Origin of the sequence: Halomicrococcus pelagicus (assembly GCF_051917725.1) — an archaeon.
Lineage (GTDB): Archaea > Halobacteriota > Halobacteria > Halobacteriales > Haladaptataceae > Halomicrococcus.
On the sequence record NZ_JBQBLX010000004.1, the window covers coordinates 300138 to 316180 of the forward strand.

Sequence of the window (16043 nt, forward strand, 5' to 3'; positions counted from 1 at the left end):
TCCGCGACGTGCACGGGAGCGACACCAGTCGGCCGACTCACCCGATCGATTCGAGGCAGTCGTCGCAGTAGTCGACGTAGCTCGGATTCTTCGACTGACAGGTCGGACAGCGAACGAGCGATTCGTCGCCGGTCGAACCACGTCCTCCGTTCGGAGCGGCGAAACCGAACACCCGGGTCGGAATCGGTCCGTCGGAGATGGGACCGAACTCTCCGTTCAACGTTCGGTTCGCGAGGTCGTCGTCACGTAACGCCATCAGTCCGCGCCACAGCCCCAGGAACAGCATCGTCGGCGCCACCACCAGAACCCCGGCGACGAACAACCGAAAGGCAGTCTCCCCATCCATGCCACGGTGTAACACCCACAGACGTTTAGCTTTTGAACTGGTCGCCACCCGTTACATCACCGGTATCTGACAATTCTCGGGAGACGTACGGAGAGTCGTATCTAGTACGGTGGGTCTCGACGATCGAGGCGACCTTTCTGCGGTACTGCTACGGAATTGCGAGGGAAAGCCTCTCCCTGAAAAACGAAGTTCGACAAATAGGCCAGACCTCGTTGCGAGTGCGGCTTGGACGAATGTGACCTCGCCGGTCCTTGGTATCTCCTCTATCGTACCAGAACATTAACAGAACGCTTATATTAGCATAGCCTAATATTAGGATGTGCTAAAATGAGTGGGCAGAAGACAGACAGCCGGCCATCCGACGCGCAAAGCCAGCAAGACGCCGATTGTTGTTCGGTCAGCCATGCGCATTCACTGACGGAACAGGAGGTAGCTGCCGACGTGGAGACCCTTGCAACCCTCGGTAACGATACCCGGTACGAAGCGCTTCGCCTCATCGCCGAGGCCGACGACGACGTCTGCGTCTGCGAGTTGGAACCTGCGCTCGGGGTGAGCCAGGGAGCCGTCAGTCAGGCGCTCTCACGGCTCTTCAGCGCTGGACTGGTCGAACGGCGAAAAGAGGGGCGATGGCGGTATTACACCGCGACGCCGAGCGCAGAACGACTCCTCCGAGTCCTCGACGACGGGAGGTCGCTCGACGATGACCGATAACACTTCCACAGACGATGCGGACGAGGGGCATCTCGACTCCGCAGAACAGCGCTCCGCCGTGCGCGAACGATACACACGCATAGCCACGGAGTCGTCATCGTGTTGCGGCGACGATAACTCCTGTAACGAAGCGTCTCCCGACCGATCACGGGAACTCGGCTATTCGGACGACGACCTCGGCGCCGTCGACGGGAGCGCTAATCTGGGTCTCGGCTGCGGCAATCCGACCGCAATCGCCAGCCTCGCGGAGGGAGACACCGTCCTCGACCTCGGCTCCGGTGGCGGATTCGATTGCTTCCTCGCGGCTCGCGAAGTCGGAACGGCCGGTCACGTCATCGGCGTGGATATGACGCCCGAGATGGTCGAAAAGGCCCGCGAGAACGTCGAGGCGAACGATGCGACGAACGTGGAGTTCCGACTCGGTGAAATCGAACACCTTCCGGTCGCCGACGAGTCGGTGGACGTGGTCCTTTCGAACTGCGTCGTCAATCTGTCGCCGGACAAACCTCGAGTGTTCCGCGAGGCGTATCGCGTCCTCCGACCGGGCGGACGCCTCGCTATCTCGGACGTGGTCCTGACCACCGAGCTACCGACCGACCTTCGGGCCGATCCGACGTCGGTGGCTGCCTGCGTCGGCGGTGCAGCAACGATTTCCGCGCTCGAAGCGATGCTGACCGAAGCCGGATTTACGGACGTTTCCGTCGAGCCGAAAGCGGACAGCGAAGAGTTCATCCGTGACTGGGATAGCGAGCGCGATTTGAGCGACTACATCGTCGCGGCGACGATAGAAGGAGAGAAACCAGCGACGGAGCCCCAATCGTAACATGAGAACCGATCCGTACAATCGCAGTCGTCGCGGGCGAGAACGTGCTGCCGACCGTTTCGAGTGGTACAGCCACGACAGACACCAGTAAAATCGATAACGTAACGATGCACAGGCCACCGCTTGATCCACGAGATCGTCCGCTGATCGAGACACCCACTTGGCGAAACGTCCTCGTGAGCTACGCCATGGTAGCTGCGATTCCCCTGCTGTTGTGGGTCGTCAGCCAACCGCTAGTTGGCTCCGTGACCCTTGCGGCCGTCGTCGGCCTGCTCGTCGGCGGGCGACGTGCCTACAGACTGACCCGCTGCTTCTACGACTGCCAGGGGTTCACCTTCGACCTGGGCGGGAAGGCCCAGATTACGGTCACTCAGATTCCCATCGATGAAGCGAACTGATCGGCGTTTCGAGCAGTTGGGGCCGCTTCCGGGTCGGCGTAGTCACAGCAACCGATCCCCGCTACAGACCGAGACCGCATGACCGACTCTTCGATAACTCTCCAAAAGGCGGACGAAGACGACGTAGACCGCGTCGAAGCCCTGTTGGAAGCGAACGGTCTTCCGTCCGAGGACGTGCGAGCGAAGCCGGAGTGTTTCTTCGTCGTCTACTCTGACACGGAGTGTATCGGTGTCGGAGGCGTCGAAAGATACGGATCGACCGGGCTCCTTCGGTCGGTCGTCGTTACGGAATCGAATCGTGGCCAAGGCTACGGGACGGCGTTGTGCGACGCGCTGGAGGAGTATGCACGAACCAACGAGGTAGAGACGCTCTACTTGCTGACCACGACCGCGGCAGCGTTTTTCCGACGGCGTGGATACGAAGAGGTCGTTCGGGAGGACGTCCCATCGAGCATCCAGCAAACGGCCGAGTTCACGGACCTGTGTCCGAATTCGGCAACCTGTCTGCGAAAGAATCTTCGATAGATAGACGCTCTGTCTCCACCGAGAGTTGGCTACGATACGTTCGTGGTGCGAATCTCCTACGCCTCGTGGATAGTGACGGTGGTCTCACCGTCAGCCACTCCAGCGACCATCATTGTTGCCGTCCCGTCGGCTGGACCGACGCCGGTAGCACTCCCTGGATTGAGGACGCGAACACCGTTGTGCGTTTCGTCTTCGAGTTCGTGACTGTGCCCACCGACGCCGATGAGTGGTTCGTCCGTGTCAGCTCGTGCCCGTGCCGTGTCGGCGACCGCATTTAGCCAGTCGTTGCGGTCAAAGACAACGCCTTCTGAACTGGAAACTGCCCGCTCGACGAAGTTGATCATCCCGTGGGAAACGACGAACGTTACACCACCGGCCGTGGCCGACGCCACCGACGGGAGGTCGATATCGGTTGGGTCGACGTTCCCGTAAACTGCAGTCAGATTGGCGGCGAGGTCTCGGATGTCTGCAAACGCCTCTTTTGAGCCGAAATCGCCAGCGTGAATGACGTGATCTGCCGCTGTGACGTGCTCACGGAACTGGTCGGGGATCTGGTCTGCTTGGTCAGGGATGTGCGTGTCAGAGAGGATTGCAATATCCATAGCACCCACTCATGTAATAAAAATAAAAGCTTTGGGGACGTCATCACAGGGAAGGTATGAGAGCGACTTCCAGGTAGAACGCACCGGCCGTATTGCGTCAGCTGTCGACCGTGCTGTCGTACAATGCTTCGAAGTCCTGTTCGCCGCGGATCAACTCGTCGACACCGTCGGTAAGCGTGACCTCCCCGAACACGGTCGCCCGATAATACGTGTATAGTCCATCCTGGCCCCGGTCGGTCCGCTGGCGCTTCTCCACGAGGCCGACGTCGACGAGCTCGTTGAGATGATAGTGGAGCGTGCTGTCGTCGACAGTGAGTGCGTCCTCGAGTTCTTTGGGACTCATATCGCCGCCGTGGACGAGCCGGTAGAGAATCTCGTAGCGGGTGCGGTGGCCGACGGCGGCGTGCATCGCGAGGTACTCGTCGAGACTGAGCACGCTGTCGTCCGGCAGCAAGTCTGCTGGGTCCTCTGGAAGGTCGCCACCGCCCGGCCGAGATTGATCGGTCGCCATCGTGTGTCGACGTACGGACTGTGAACTCTTAGTCGTTGTCAAGCCGAGAAGTCTCGAAAACAGCGCCTTTTATATAGTCAGGATAGGAGGATGGGACATGAGCGTCGAGATTACGCGTGACGTCCTCGCCGAACGGCTCGGCGAGGTCAAATACGACCGGTTTTTCTTCTATCTGATGGGGCCGTACAAGTCGTTCAACCTCAACTACATTCTCAGCGAAGACGAACGCCGCGAGATCGACGTCGACGACCTCCCCGGCCCGCTGCGCCAGCTCTTCCGGAACAAGGAGGAGATCGACGCGGCGCAGGCGCTCTTGCGCCGGGTGCAGGGGCAACTCCGGGCGGATCCCGGCGTGAACGCGTTTCTCGCCCTCGACGTCGGCATCGATACGGACGAGGTGGACGCAGTGTCCCAGAGTATCAGGTACGCGCGGTGCAGCAACGCGACCGCGTTCGTGGTTCCGTTTCTCGGGCATAACTTCGGCGTGGGGGAGGAGGCCGGTAGCGTGCTAGAGAACCTTGCTGACACGCACGGCGAGCGGTTAGTGTTCGTGCATGAAGACGACGTGACGAGTGCGATGATCCGGTCGGCGAAGGTGCGGTGGGATCTGCGGGTTGCAACGTACGACACCGAGGCGGAGCTCGTTGCCAAACTCCGGCGAGTCGCGGGCGGTATCATGCACCGTGAACGGCGCGGGGACCTCACGCAGTTGGAGTGAGCGGCGGCGCGACGACTCCCAGGCGGTCTGCTCCTCTGTGCCATTCCATGACGGACAGAGTACTTAGGTTAAATACGGACCACGGTACCGTATGGAAGTTCCCTACCAGCTCCAGTCCGCCGCGGACGAACAGGACGACATTACGATAACGCGTCCTGAGTACGAGGAGGAGAACGTCATCACCGTTGATTTCGGGCCCGGCGTTGAGGCATCCCTCGACACCGTCGGCGAGACAGCTATCGTCGTCGCGAGGGACCGCCTGTAGATTCGAAGAACGAATTTCTCACTCATATACATCGCTGGCCCAGTTGAAGAACTGTATCAATTTACGGAGTGCTGTCAAGTATCTTATAACCGTGCGCTCTATCCCAGACTGATATCGAGATAAAGCATCACGACCACGCCAGCCATTACTCCGAGTGTAGCAACTCGCTCGTGCCCGTGGATGTGGGTTTCAGGGATGATCTCGTCGGAGATGACGAAGAGCATTGCCCCCGCGGCGAAGCCCATCGAGTACGGAAGTAATGGCTTGACGGCACTCACTGCCAGTGCACCCAGCACCGCAAGTGGGATTTCAACGACACCTGAACGCACCCCGGCAAAGACCGCGTAGAAGCGGCGATCCAACCCGGCATTGATTGCGGCCACCGAGACCGCAAGCCCTTCAGGAATATTTTGGATGCCGATAGCGAGCATGAGCGGAATCGCGTTCTCGATGTCGCCGGAGCCAAAACCGACACCCACAGCTAGCCCCTCGGGCATGTTGTGGAGCGTGATAGCCAAGATGAACAGGATTACGGGCTTCAGCCGCTCGTTATCGAGAGGAAGAGACGTGCTTGGGTCGGCCTCATCCGCTCGCGTGCTTCCGGTCAGCAGATAGTGTGCGTGCGGGACGAGCCTGTCGGCTCGATCAAGAAAGAGACCGCCGAGCACGACGCCTACGAGCGTGGGAATCGGATTTCCGCCAGAGTACTGCTCGATTCCCGGGATGATGAGACTCGTGAAGGCTGCAGCGAGCATCACACCGGCCGCGAATCCGAGCGCGCCATCGAGCGCACGCTCCGAAGGATTCCGCCAGACGAGCACCAGTGACGCTCCAAACAGGTTCAATACCGCGATAACGATTCCGCCGACGAGCCCCTGAATCACGGGGTTTTCGCCGACCACTTGAACGAACGGTTCGACTAATGAAACCATGATTTCATACGTTGAGTCGTCGGCCGGACATCGTCGCGTCGTATTCCCCCGGACCCATTTCTCTAGGGTACATCGACACAAGTCAAAAATCCCCTGATTAGGTGAGACAACGAATAATTCTCATTCGTTTAGTGTTTTTCTGCTGAGAGAGACGCAGAACGAAACTTCTGTGGCGATGAGCCCTGGACTACGGTTTTACCACTTGAGCGTCAACTAGCCCTATGCACGAAGCCACCTTCGAGATTAATTCGAAATCCGACGCAGAAGCAGTCAGGCGTCTCGTTGAACGGGCGTATGACATACTGCGAGAGGAAACACGGGAAGTCTCTGGAGACGAAGCGGGCCAGAGCGAGGTACTCGATGAGTTAGAAGCCATCCGCGAAGCGACCAGACGCTCCACACCGGGGACGTTGACTATCCAATACGACCAATCGGACGAAGCATTCGAGGGTTGACCGGGCCTTCGCTTCTCTTCGCTCTCGACTGCATCACTCGCCGACCGGAATAGCACCGATCGACTGCCGATTTTCTACTCTATGACGGAAAGGTTTCGGTACACGTAGGATGCAACACGGTGAAACCATCAACGAGCACTCAACTGACATCGTGGTGTGTTGGTACTGGACGCATCTATCTAATTCACCGTGATATTTACTGCTGGTCGAGCAGGTGGTCGAGGAGCTTCGCCTGGGCGTTCGAAAGGTGTTCAGCGAACGTGGTCGAGGTGATTCCCAGTGCGGCGGCGACCTCGCACGCGTTGGCTTCCTTCGGGTAGGCGAAATAGCCCATCTTGTGGGCGGTCCGGAGCACCTCTCGCTGGCGGTCGGTGAACTGGTCGCGGTCGACGTAGACGAGGTCGCGTGTCTCCCCTTCATCCGCGTGGTAGAGCCGCTGAATATGGACGCCGTCGCAGGACTCCTTGAGGTCTGTGACGATCTGGCGTACCGTCCTGATCTCCTTAGCGTAGAACGACAGCGACAGTTCCCCATCGTCGGCGTGGATGCTCCGGACCGGACAGTCGTATCGCTCGACGAGTTCGCAGGCACATCCCTGTCCGACCGGTCGCTGGAGACGGAACACGCCGTTGGATCGGTGGACCGGCGCGGCCGCGACTTCGTCGCCGGACGACTGTTCGACCTCCAACTCCTCGGTTACGTGGCCATCGTCGTTCGGGAGCATAGTTCGCGACACGCGGGTCACGGTCGCGTTCGGTTCGGATGCGGCGGCGACCTGACAGGTATTCGGGTTGCTGATCTTCAACTCCACGTACACCGTCTCCCCCACCATGCCTCAATCGACTTCGCCGACGCTCATAAGTAGTTATCCCAACTGATTAGTACATCGTCCGCATTTAAAGGACCTTCATTTAGAGGAATAGAGCCTAATCGCGTCTATAGTGTTTCTCCTACAGTTCGTTCGGTGGAGACGGCAAACGAGCACGGGGGGATCAGGTGACCTGTACTATCCAGAGGAAGGTCCAGCGGTGAGGCGGGAGACACTCGTCGTCGGCGTCCTCGTCGCGCTGGTACTGCTTCCGATGTGGTACGTCGCGCTGCAGGGGGAGCCGTCGGGCGAGGAGATACAGATAGACCCGAGCGTCAGCGAGATTCGGCCGCTCGGCGGCCCGGTGGACGCGCCGAACAAGCTCTCGCCGAGTCAGGTCGGGGTCGTCGTATGGGTCGCACTGTTCGGTCTCTACGGCGCCCTCGTCGGTGCACACCGGTTCATGAACAGCGCCGTCAGGCCGTCGGACGCCGACGCCGAAGTCATCGTATCCGACGGTGGAATCTCGGGCGAGGAGGGGAACGACGCCGAACGCAGGACGACCCCGCGGGACGGGAGAATCGAAGGAGGGGGCAGTCCCCTCTCGTGGTTGAGTACCGACGAGCGATGGTTGATCGAGTACCACGACGCGGCGGGGTCGACTGAGGGCATCGTCGTCATGGCCGGGTTGACAGTCCTCGCCATCGTGTTCTCGGCGCTGTTCACGGGCGAGTACCTGACGCTCGCCCGGACGCAGTACTTCGGACTCTACGCCGCCGGACTCTTCCTCTCGCTGGCGGCGCTGACCGTCGCGTACTACGCGTGGTTCATGCCGCACGTCGAAGTCGCGGAGAAACGGGGGCACTGATAATGGACGGCAGGAGCGACCCGAGCGACCCGGAACGACCAGCAACTGACAATCCGCGAGCTAGTCCGTACGATAACTGTCCGTGCGCTCGTGTGGACGGCGGACGGCCCCGTGAGGACCGCCAGTCCTCGCCGGACCACAGGCCCGACGGCGGGACCGAACCGTCCGGCGACGCCGAGGAGGGACGATTTGACCGGCGGGACGTGGCCAAGATACTGGCCACGATGGGTGGTCTGGCTGCCGTTGGGAGTCTCGCGGCACCGCTCGCGGGACTGACACGCGTGTTCGAGCGCGAGTACACGGGCCCCATCTACTCAGATGGTGTGCCGCTGGTGGACGCCGACGGCGACCGGATTGGCGAGAACCAACTGGAGATGGCAGACATGATGACTGTCTTTCCCGAACCTCGACCCGGCCTCGAAGACTCGCCGACGCTGCTGGTTCGATATCCCGAAGAGGAGTACAGCGAACCGACGAAACTGGAGTTCACGGTCGCGGGCTACGCCGCGTACTCGAAGGTCTGCACGCACGCCGGTTGCATGGTGTCGAACCGCGAAGACCAGACGATGGTGTGTCCCTGCCACTTCGGGAAGTTCAACCCCGTGCAGGGCGCAACGGTCGTCGGCGGGCCGCCGCCGCGGCCGCTCCCGCAACTACCCATCACGCTGTCGAGCGACGGCTACCTCGTCGCCACCGGGGACTTCGAGAGTCCCGTCGGGGTACAGGAGTGAGAGCAGATGTGGGACCGCATCTACGGTTGGCTCGACGGGCGCTTCGATCTCGACGACGGCAGCGAGTTCCTCGGCAAGGCATTCCCGGCCGAAGACTCGTTCCTCCTCGGCGAGGTGGCGCTGTTCACGTTCTTCGTGCTGGTGCTGACGGGCGTGTTCCTCGGATTCTTCTTCGAACCGAGCACCACCGAAGTCACCTACGAGGGGAGCGTCGCCCAGTATCAGGGCCAAGACCTCCCGGCGGCGTTCGTGAGCGTCCTCCACATCACCTACGACATCCCCTACGGGATGTTTCTCCGGCGGATGCACCACTGGGCCGCCCACTTCTTCGTAGCGTCCATCGGCCTCCACCTGCTCCGGGTGTTCTTCACCGGAGCGTACCGCAACCCGAGAGAGCTGAACTGGATCGTCGGCGGACTCCTCGCCGTGCTGGCCATCTTTGCGGCGTACACGGGCTACTCGCTCCCGTTCGACGAGTTCGCCAGCACTGCGACCGGCATCGGCTACAGCATTGCCAAGTCGGTGCCGGTGTTCGGAGACGTACTGTCGAAAATCGTCTTCGGGGGCCAGTATCCCTCCAGCGCGACAGTACCGCGGTTCTACTTCCTGCACGTCTTCGCCATTCCGGTCGCCATCATGGGTCTCATTGGCGTCCACATGGCGATACTGATACGCCAGAAGCACACTGAGGCCCCCCGGAGCGACGACGTAGCCGGTGAACTCACCATCGACCGAGGAGACGACACCTATGTCGTCGGTCTCCCCGCGTTCCCAAATCAGACCGCGGTCAGCGTCGTGGTCTTCTTCCTGACGCTGGCGTCGGTCTCCCTGCTCGCGGGGTTCCTGCCGGTCCACAACGTCGCGGAGTACGGCCCGAACGACCCGGCCTCGACGCCCGGTCTCATCATGCCCGACTGGTTCCTGATGTGGGTGTTCGGGTTCCTGAAGCTGATGCCGTCGTGGACGAGTTTCACGGTGCCGTTCACCGACATACACGTCTCGACGGAGTTCCTCAGCGGTATCGTCCTGCCGGGCATCGTGTTCGGGGCGATGTTCCTGTGGCCGTTCATCGACTACCGCGAGGAGCCAACCCACTTCACGGTGGACCCCATGCGCAGGCCGTGGCAGACCGCTGTCGGCGTCGCGGGAGTGACGTTCATCATGGTCGCGTCCCTCGCGGGGATGAACAACATCCTCGCGGAGGTGGTCCACACCCCGACCGGTACTATCAATACGATTCTGCTCGCGAGCGTGTTGCTCTACCCTCTCGTCGCCGGCGGAATCACGTACGTCGTCCTCCGAGGGAACGATTCCGCAGCGGGCCCCGGTCGCGAGGAGGCCGCCGCGGACGGTGGGTCGTCGGTTGCGGCCGACGACCCGCCTGTCAACGAGGAGACGGACAGTCCTCAAGGAGGACGGTCGGACGACGCCCGCGGAGGTGGTCCGGATGACTGACCACCGCGTGACCGTAGCCAGTCGGACCTACCGGTTGCTCGACTACGCGACGAAAATCGTGGGCCTCGCGCTTGTCGCCGCCGGACTCGAAGTCGGCGGCGCGACGACGACGGGACTGTTGCTCGGGCTCGGTGGGACAGCGCTCGGACTAACGACAGTGTTTATCGAGAAACGACAATGAGCGACAATCAATCGAACGCAGAGAGCGCAGGTGAATCGAGCAGTGGTGTCGGTCGTCGCGACTTCCTGAAGGGCATCGGTCTCTCGACCGCCCTGGGCCTGTCGGAGAGCATCGTCGCCGACGAACTCACCCAGTTATCCGGCATCGAGAGCGTGGACGGTGCGGACTACATCGGCAACTACCCCTATCGGGACTGGGAGGACTTCTACCGGCAGAAGTGGGACTGGGACTCGGTGGCGCGGAGCACCCACGGAGTCAACTGCACGGGATCCTGTTCGTGGAACGTCTACGTCAAGAACGGGCAGGTCTGGCGCGAGGAGCAGGCCAGCGACTACCCCGCCATCAACGACGAACTCCCCTCCTCGAACCCCCGCGGCTGTCAGAAGGGCGCGTGCTACACCGACTACGTCAACGCCGAACAGCGAATCAAATACCCGCTCGAGCGCGTCGGCCAGCGCGGCGAGGGCAAGTGGAAGCGCATCTCGTGGGACCAGGCCTTGACCGAAATCGCGGAGAAGGTCATCGAGGAGGTCCAGCAGGGCAACTACGACGCCATCTCGGGGTTCACCCCGATTCCGGCGATGAGTCCCGTCTCGTTCGCCTCGGGGTCGCGGTTCGTCAACCTCCTCGGCGGCGTGAGCCACAGTTTCTACGACTGGTACTCGGACCTCCCGCCGGGCGAGCCCATCACGTGGGGGACCCAGACTGACAACGCCGAGAGCGCCGACTGGTACAACGCCGACTACATCATCGCGTGGGGGTCGAACATCAACGTCACGCGCATCCCGGACGCGAAGTTCTTCCTCGAAGCCGCGTACAAGGGGGCCAAGCGGGTCGGCATCTTCACCGACTACTCCCAGACCGCCATCCACTGCGACGAGTGGCTCTCGCCGAAGGCCGGGAGCGACGCGGCGGTCGCACTCGGTATGGCCCGGACCATCGTGGACGAGGACCTCTACGACCAACGCCACGTCAAGGAGCAGTCCGACATGCCACTACTCGTCCGTGAGGACACCGGGAAGTTCCTCCGGGTCGCCGACGTGCCGAACCTCTCCACGGATGGCGACGCCGGGAAAGTGTTCGTGATGGTGGACCAACAGGGCAACCTCCGGAACGCACCGGGGTCACTGGGCAACCGCGACGGCAAGCACGACGAGAACGCCAGCATCGCCCTGAACTTCGACCCGCAACTGAACGTCAATCGCCAGGTGAACGTACAGGGTGCTGGGAGCGTGCCCGTCCGGACCGTCTGGTCGCACGTTACCGACGAACTGTCGAAGTACACCCCCGAGCGCGTCAACGAACTCACCCGCGTCGGAGCGGAGACCCACCAGCAGATCGCCCGCGAGTTCGCCAACGTGGACAAGGGCAAGATAATCCACGGGAAGGGCGTCAACGACTGGTACCACAACGACCTCGGCAATCGGGCCATCCAGTTGCTCGTCACGCTCACGGGCCACATCGGCCGACAGGGAACCGGCTTCGACCACTACGTCGGCCAGGAGAAAATCTGGACTCACCGCGGTTGGCAACAGCTATCCTTCCCGACTGGGAACGTCCGCGGGGTACCGACGACGCTGTGGACCTACTACCACGGCGACATCCTCGGGAACATCGACCCCGACACGCGCCGGCGGATTCAGGAGTCCATCGACAACGGATGGATGCCCGTCTACCCGAAGGAGCGCGAGAGCGGCGAGCGACCGGACCCGAGCGTCTTCTTCTGCTGGCGGGGCAACTACTTCAACCAGTCGAAAGGCGGCATCGCCATCGAGAACGTTCTCTGGCCGAAACTCGACCTCGTCGTGGACATCAACTTCCGGATGGACTCGACGGCGCTGTACAGCGACATCGTGCTCCCGGCCGCGAGCCACTACGAGAAGCACGACCTGAACATGACCGACATGCACAGCTACGTCCACCCGTTCACGCCCGCCATCGAACCGCTGGGCGAGTCCAAGACCGACTGGGAGATATTCCGCCTGCTGGCCCAGAAGGTCCAAGAAATCGCCAACGAAAGGAACGTGGACCCGGTTCAGGACCGCCAGTTCGACCGCGACATCGACCTCACGACCGTCCACGACGATTACGTCCGGGACTGGCTGGACGACGCACCGGGCGCGCTGAAAGAAGACAAGGCCGCCGCCGAGTTCATCCTCGAACACTCCGAGGAGACCAACCCGGAGAACCAGGACGGCCGCATCACGTTCGACGACACGGTCGAACAGCCGCGGCGGTTCGAGGCGTCGGGCGACCACTGGACCTCGCCGCTGGAGGAGGGCAAGCCGTACACCCCGTGGAAACGCTACGTACAGCAGAAGAACCCGTGGCCGACGTTCACCGGGCGACAGCAGTACTACATCGACCACGACTGGTTCCTCGACCTCGGCGAGCAGGTGCCGACGTTCAAGGAGCCCGAAGTGCTCCAGTCCAAGCAGAAGTACCCGCTTCAGTACAACACGCCACACGGCCGGTGGTCAATCCACTCGACGTGGCGGGACAACGAGCACATGCTCCGACTGCAACGGGGCGAGCCGATCGTCTACCTGCACCCCGACGACGCCGAAGAACGAGGCATCGAGGACGGCGACACCGTCCGAGTGTACAACGACCTCGACGAGATCGAGGTCAGCGTCAAGATATATCCAAGCGCCCAACCCGGCGTGGCGAAGCTCTACTTCGCGTGGGAGCGGTTCCAGTTCCCGAGTCGGGGGAACTTCAACACGCTCGTCGGGATGTACATGAAACCGACCCAGCTCGTGCAGTACCCCGCGGACAGCGGCGAGCATCTCGAGTTCGTCCCTAACTACTGGGGGCCGACGGGCGTGAACAGCGACGTGCAGGTCGAGGTGGAACTGGTAGAGGACACCTCGGGCGACGCGGGGACCGACACCGCGACCGGGACGACGACCGAAGCGACGGGCGAAGGAACGACGACAGAGACGACGAACGTCACGACGGGCGAAAGCTCGATGGACGTCGAGGCAATCCCGGGCCATCCGCCCGACGACGCCGCCGGAGGTGACTCCGAATGAGTTCTCAGGATCAAGGAAACGAGACGACCACGACCGAGTCCGGCCAGCAAATCGACGTCGCGGACGGCATCAACCACCAGGTAGCGATGGTGATGGACCTGAACAAATGCATAGGGTGCCAGACCTGCACCATCGCGTGCAAGAAGCTCTGGACCGACACCGGCGGCCGCGAGTACATGTACTGGAACAACGTCGAGACCCAACCAGGCCAGGGGTATCCACGCGGCTGGGAGGACGACACTGGCGGCTACGCCTCGGCCGAACAGGCCGAAAACGACGGTCACGGCGAGTATCAGGAGGGTGACGGCAGCCTCCCGTCTCAGGAGGATTACGGCCGAGCGTGGGATTTCAACCACACCGAAGTCATGTACGACGGGAGCGACGCGCCGCTCCGTCCGGAGGGAAACGACCCCGAGTGGGGACCCAACTGGGACGAGGACCAGGGTGCGGGGGAGTACCCCAACTCCTACTACTTCTACCTCCCGCGCATCTGCAACCACTGCACCCACCCGTCGTGCGCAGAGGCCTGTCCCCGGAAGGCCATCTACAAGCGCGAGGAGGACGGCATCGTGCTCGTCGACCAGGAGCGGTGTCGCGGCTACCGCTACTGCGTCGAGGGCTGTCCATACAACAAGGTCTACTACAACGTCATGCGCAAGCGCTCGGAGAAGTGCATCTTCTGTTACCCGCGCATCGAGGGCGAGGGGTCGGGCGACGGCAACTTCAACCTCAACGACGGCGACGCGGTGCCGCCGGCGTGCGCGACGGAGTGTCCGCCGCAACTCCGGCTGGTCGGCTACCTCGACGACGAGCAGGGACCGATTCACAAGCTCGTCAACGAGTACGAGGTGGCGCTCCGACTCCACCCCGACTACCACACGCAACCGAACGTCTACTACATCCCGCCGTTCGCCCCACCACAGCACGACGAGAAGACCGGTGAGAGCGTCGACGCTGAGCGCATCCCGCGACCTCTCCTCGAAGAACTGTTCGGCGAGCAAGTTCACGCCGCACTGGACACCATCGAACGCCACCGCACGCGGGTCCAGGGCGGCGACGAAAGCGAACTCATGGACATCCTCACGACCAACAACCCGGCACAGCAGTATCGACTGGAGGTGTTCGACCAGTGAGAGGGGAGTTCGCGGCGACGGCGCGGGAACTACTGATTGCCGGAACGCTCGTCCTCGCGGCGGCGGCGCTTCCGATGCTGGTCGCGGGAGCGCCAGCCAACCAGATTCCGGTCATGGTAGCCTCCCAGTCGGAGGTCGGGGCGCTCTCGAACCCGACGGCTCCGGCGTGGAACAACGCCTCGACGGTCACGGTCCCGCTGTCGAGTGCGCCGAGTCAGGTGCCCAACGCCAACCAGACGTCCGTCGACCGAGCGAACATCGAGGCGGCTCACAGCCAGCAACGGCTGTTCCTCCGGGTGTCGTGGGCCGACGGAACCAAGGACGGCAACGTCACGGCCTCACAGTACGACGCGCCCAGGGTCAACTCCTTCGGCGACGGGGTCGCGGTCCAGTTCCCGGCAAACGTCAGCCAGCAACCCGGCATCGCCATGGGGAGTCCCCAGTCGATGGTGAACGTCTGGTGGTGGAACGGCGCGATGGACAGTCAAGAACTGCTAGCCGCCGGACCGGGGACCACTACGCCGTTCAACCAGACGGCCATCACAACCAACGCGACGTACAGCGATGGCCGGTGGTACGTCGTGTTCTCGCGGAACCTGACCGTCGAGGCTCCCGACCGTGCCTCGATACAGATGGACCAGGACGTGCCCGTCTCGTTCGCGGTCTGGAACGGGTCGAACGCCGAGCGAGCAGGCCGGAAGGCGGTCAGCGAGTGGTACACCTTCCCGTTCGGTCCGGGGCCGCAGGGACCGCCCTACCAGACCGCCCTGTGGCTCATCGCGGGGGTGGCCATCACTGTCGTGATCGCTGTCACCGCCGTCGCAGTCAAGCGGGGTGACGGGTGATGAACAGCGATACCACTGCTGACCACGAGGACCCGCCGCTGGACCGCGACGAACTCGACCCGGACGCCACGGCCCGCGGAACGGTGTATGCCCTGCTCGCCAGCGCCTTCGAACACCCGGACGAGGGGCTCTACGACGCGCTCGCTGGGGGCGACTTGCGCGACGAACTGACGGCCCTGTTCGCCCGGACGCCACTCGACGTGTCCACCGAGGAGGTCGGCAGCGAGGACGACTACGACACGCTCTGCGCGCGGTACAACGACCTCTTCGTCATCGGCTACTCCGAGTACGAGGACCGGACCGACGGCACCCTCTCGACCGACGAACCGCCGGTCCCGCTCTACGAGTCGGCCTACCGGCCCGAGGCGTCGTGGACCGACGTGAACCTCGACCTCGCACGGGCCTACGACTACTACGGGGTCCGACCCGCCACCTCGGACCGGGAACACCACGACTACCTCGGTCTCCAACTGGAGTTCGCGGGCTATCTGGCCCGGCGCGAAGCCGTCGAGGAGGAACCGGACGCCGCACGAGCGCGACTCGACCTCCTCGACCGCCACCTTCGCCTCCTCGTGGAGGGCGTCGTCGAGCGCATCGACGACGAACCGAACCCTGGCGCGTACGCCCGATTCGCACGGGTCCTCGACGAGTTCACCGCCGCGGACCGGGCGGAACTCGCCGACCGACTGGAGGGCGACTGA

20 protein-coding genes are annotated in these 16043 nt (G+C 62.5%); 15 read left to right on the forward strand and 5 right to left on the reverse strand.

Going from position 1 to position 16043, the window contains the following annotated elements; genetic code table 11:
* Positions 1 to 37: 37 nt before the first annotated feature.
* Complete coding sequence (locus tag ACTF4R_RS13095) at positions 38 to 346, reverse strand: hypothetical protein (RefSeq protein ID WP_440008334.1); 309 nt, start codon at positions 344 to 346, stop codon at positions 38 to 40.
* A gap of 327 nt (positions 347 to 673) precedes the next feature.
* Here ACTF4R_RS13095 and ACTF4R_RS13100 point away from each other — a divergent pair, with 327 nt between their 5' ends.
* The 4 genes from ACTF4R_RS13100 (at position 674) to arsN2 (ending at position 2803) form a co-directional block, all read left to right on the forward strand.
* A complete protein-coding gene (locus tag ACTF4R_RS13100; RefSeq protein ID WP_440008335.1) occupies positions 674 to 1057 on the forward strand; it encodes an ArsR/SmtB family transcription factor in 384 nt (127 codons plus the stop codon).
* Positions 1047 to 1880, forward strand: coding sequence for an arsenite methyltransferase (locus tag ACTF4R_RS13105; protein ID WP_440008336.1), 834 nt, complete (start codon positions 1047 to 1049; stop codon positions 1878 to 1880). The genes ACTF4R_RS13100 and ACTF4R_RS13105 overlap by 11 nt, the downstream gene beginning before the upstream one ends.
* Before the next feature lie 188 nt (positions 1881 to 2068).
* Positions 2069 to 2278 (forward strand): hypothetical protein, encoded by a 210-nt coding sequence (locus ACTF4R_RS13110; RefSeq protein WP_433630187.1) that lies wholly within the window; start codon positions 2069 to 2071, stop codon positions 2276 to 2278.
* A 78-nt stretch (positions 2279 to 2356) separates the two neighbouring features.
* Entirely contained in the window at positions 2357 to 2803 is a 447-nt protein-coding gene (gene arsN2 / locus ACTF4R_RS13115; RefSeq protein WP_440008337.1) for an arsenic resistance N-acetyltransferase ArsN2, read from the forward strand.
* Positions 2804 to 2859: 56 nt separating this feature from the next.
* Here arsN2 and ACTF4R_RS13120 read toward each other — a convergent pair whose 3' ends face one another.
* Together ACTF4R_RS13120 and ACTF4R_RS13125 are read right to left on the reverse strand one after the other, a co-directional pair.
* A complete protein-coding gene (locus ACTF4R_RS13120) occupies positions 2860 to 3405 on the reverse strand; it encodes a metallophosphoesterase family protein (protein ID WP_440008338.1) in 546 nt (181 codons plus the stop codon).
* A 97-nt stretch (positions 3406 to 3502) separates the two neighbouring features.
* Positions 3503 to 3916, reverse strand: coding sequence for an ArsR/SmtB family transcription factor (locus tag ACTF4R_RS13125; protein ID WP_440008339.1), 414 nt, complete (start codon positions 3914 to 3916; stop codon positions 3503 to 3505).
* Between the two features lie 97 nt (positions 3917 to 4013).
* On the opposite strand from ACTF4R_RS13125, the gene ACTF4R_RS13130 reads away from it, so the two are divergent.
* Positions 4014 to 4634: a DUF7509 family protein gene (locus tag ACTF4R_RS13130; RefSeq protein WP_440008340.1), complete on the forward strand. Its 621-nt coding sequence runs from the start codon at positions 4014 to 4016 to the stop codon at positions 4632 to 4634.
* Positions 4635 to 4725: 91 nt separating this feature from the next.
* A complete protein-coding gene (locus tag ACTF4R_RS13135) occupies positions 4726 to 4899 on the forward strand; it encodes a DUF7127 family protein (protein WP_440008341.1) in 174 nt (57 codons plus the stop codon).
* A 98-nt stretch (positions 4900 to 4997) separates the two neighbouring features.
* Here the strand turns inward: ACTF4R_RS13135 and ACTF4R_RS13140 are convergent, their stop codons facing one another.
* Positions 4998 to 5831, reverse strand: a complete 834-nt coding sequence (locus tag ACTF4R_RS13140) for a ZIP family metal transporter (RefSeq protein ID WP_440008342.1) — start codon at positions 5829 to 5831, stop codon at positions 4998 to 5000.
* A 221-nt stretch (positions 5832 to 6052) separates the two neighbouring features.
* On the opposite strand from ACTF4R_RS13140, the gene ACTF4R_RS13145 reads away from it, so the two are divergent.
* Positions 6053 to 6286 carry a hypothetical protein gene (locus tag ACTF4R_RS13145; RefSeq protein WP_440008343.1) on the forward strand — a complete coding sequence of 78 codons (234 nt, stop codon included), beginning with the start codon at positions 6053 to 6055 and terminating at the stop codon, positions 6284 to 6286.
* Positions 6287 to 6482: 196 nt separating this feature from the next.
* Here ACTF4R_RS13145 and ACTF4R_RS13150 read toward each other — a convergent pair whose 3' ends face one another.
* Positions 6483 to 7118: a helix-turn-helix domain-containing protein gene (locus ACTF4R_RS13150; RefSeq protein ID WP_440008344.1), complete on the reverse strand. Its 636-nt coding sequence runs from the start codon at positions 7116 to 7118 to the stop codon at positions 6483 to 6485.
* Positions 7119 to 7314: 196 nt separating this feature from the next.
* Here ACTF4R_RS13150 and ACTF4R_RS13155 point away from each other — a divergent pair, with 196 nt between their 5' ends.
* Genes ACTF4R_RS13155 through ACTF4R_RS13190 form a run of 8 tightly spaced genes read left to right on the forward strand, consistent with a single transcriptional unit; the run spans position 7315 to position 16043 of the window.
* The gene (locus ACTF4R_RS13155) at positions 7315 to 7962 is read left to right on the forward strand and encodes a hypothetical protein (protein WP_440008345.1); all 648 of its coding nucleotides are present in this window, start codon (positions 7315 to 7317) and stop codon (positions 7960 to 7962) included.
* Between the two features lie 2 nt (positions 7963 to 7964).
* Positions 7965 to 8693, forward strand: a complete 729-nt coding sequence (locus tag ACTF4R_RS13160; RefSeq protein WP_440008346.1) for a QcrA and Rieske domain-containing protein — start codon at positions 7965 to 7967, stop codon at positions 8691 to 8693.
* Positions 8694 to 8699: 6 nt separating this feature from the next.
* Positions 8700 to 10148 (forward strand): cytochrome b, encoded by a 1449-nt coding sequence (locus ACTF4R_RS13165; protein ID WP_440008347.1) that lies wholly within the window; start codon positions 8700 to 8702, stop codon positions 10146 to 10148.
* Complete coding sequence (locus ACTF4R_RS13170) at positions 10141 to 10329, forward strand: DUF8120 family protein (RefSeq protein WP_440008348.1); 189 nt, start codon at positions 10141 to 10143, stop codon at positions 10327 to 10329. Before ACTF4R_RS13165 ends, ACTF4R_RS13170 begins: the two co-directional genes overlap by 8 nt.
* Complete coding sequence (narG, locus tag ACTF4R_RS13175) at positions 10326 to 13364, forward strand: nitrate reductase subunit alpha (protein WP_440008349.1); 3039 nt, start codon at positions 10326 to 10328, stop codon at positions 13362 to 13364. The genes ACTF4R_RS13170 and narG overlap by 4 nt, the downstream gene beginning before the upstream one ends.
* Positions 13361 to 14497 carry a nitrate reductase subunit beta gene (narH, locus tag ACTF4R_RS13180; protein ID WP_433630155.1) on the forward strand — a complete coding sequence of 379 codons (1137 nt, stop codon included), beginning with the start codon at positions 13361 to 13363 and terminating at the stop codon, positions 14495 to 14497. Before narG ends, narH begins: the two co-directional genes overlap by 4 nt.
* Positions 14494 to 15342: an ethylbenzene dehydrogenase-related protein gene (locus tag ACTF4R_RS13185; protein WP_440008350.1), complete on the forward strand. Its 849-nt coding sequence runs from the start codon at positions 14494 to 14496 to the stop codon at positions 15340 to 15342. Before narH ends, ACTF4R_RS13185 begins: the two co-directional genes overlap by 4 nt.
* Positions 15342 to 16043, forward strand: a complete 702-nt coding sequence (locus ACTF4R_RS13190) for a molecular chaperone TorD family protein (protein ID WP_440008351.1) — start codon at positions 15342 to 15344, stop codon at positions 16041 to 16043. The genes ACTF4R_RS13185 and ACTF4R_RS13190 overlap by 1 nt, the downstream gene beginning before the upstream one ends.

Coding starts and splice junctions, on each gene's coding strand:
- ACTF4R_RS13170 (WP_440008348.1), top strand. CDS start 10,141: ATGACTGACCACCGCGTGACCGTAGCCAGTCGGACCTACCGGTTGCTC.
- ACTF4R_RS13120 (WP_440008338.1), bottom strand. CDS start 3,405: ATGGATATTGCAATCCTCTCTGACACGCACATCCCTGACCAAGCAGAC.
- ACTF4R_RS13105 (WP_440008336.1), top strand. CDS start 1,047: ATGACCGATAACACTTCCACAGACGATGCGGACGAGGGGCATCTCGAC.
- ACTF4R_RS13100 (WP_440008335.1), top strand. CDS start 674: ATGAGTGGGCAGAAGACAGACAGCCGGCCATCCGACGCGCAAAGCCAG.
- ACTF4R_RS13135 (WP_440008341.1), top strand. CDS start 4,726: ATGGAAGTTCCCTACCAGCTCCAGTCCGCCGCGGACGAACAGGACGAC.
- narH (WP_433630155.1), top strand. CDS start 13,361: ATGAGTTCTCAGGATCAAGGAAACGAGACGACCACGACCGAGTCCGGC.
- ACTF4R_RS13110 (WP_433630187.1), top strand. CDS start 2,069: ATGGTAGCTGCGATTCCCCTGCTGTTGTGGGTCGTCAGCCAACCGCTA.
- ACTF4R_RS13150 (WP_440008344.1), bottom strand. CDS start 7,118: ATGGTGGGGGAGACGGTGTACGTGGAGTTGAAGATCAGCAACCCGAAT.
- narG (WP_440008349.1), top strand. CDS start 10,326: ATGAGCGACAATCAATCGAACGCAGAGAGCGCAGGTGAATCGAGCAGT.
- ACTF4R_RS13095 (WP_440008334.1), bottom strand. CDS start 346: ATGGATGGGGAGACTGCCTTTCGGTTGTTCGTCGCCGGGGTTCTGGTG.
- arsN2 (WP_440008337.1), top strand. CDS start 2,357: ATGACCGACTCTTCGATAACTCTCCAAAAGGCGGACGAAGACGACGTA.
- ACTF4R_RS13160 (WP_440008346.1), top strand. CDS start 7,965: ATGGACGGCAGGAGCGACCCGAGCGACCCGGAACGACCAGCAACTGAC.
- ACTF4R_RS13130 (WP_440008340.1), top strand. CDS start 4,014: ATGAGCGTCGAGATTACGCGTGACGTCCTCGCCGAACGGCTCGGCGAG.
- ACTF4R_RS13190 (WP_440008351.1), top strand. CDS start 15,342: ATGAACAGCGATACCACTGCTGACCACGAGGACCCGCCGCTGGACCGC.
- ACTF4R_RS13145 (WP_440008343.1), top strand. CDS start 6,053: ATGCACGAAGCCACCTTCGAGATTAATTCGAAATCCGACGCAGAAGCA.
- ACTF4R_RS13140 (WP_440008342.1), bottom strand. CDS start 5,831: ATGGTTTCATTAGTCGAACCGTTCGTTCAAGTGGTCGGCGAAAACCCC.
- ACTF4R_RS13165 (WP_440008347.1), top strand. CDS start 8,700: ATGTGGGACCGCATCTACGGTTGGCTCGACGGGCGCTTCGATCTCGAC.
- ACTF4R_RS13125 (WP_440008339.1), bottom strand. CDS start 3,916: ATGGCGACCGATCAATCTCGGCCGGGCGGTGGCGACCTTCCAGAGGAC.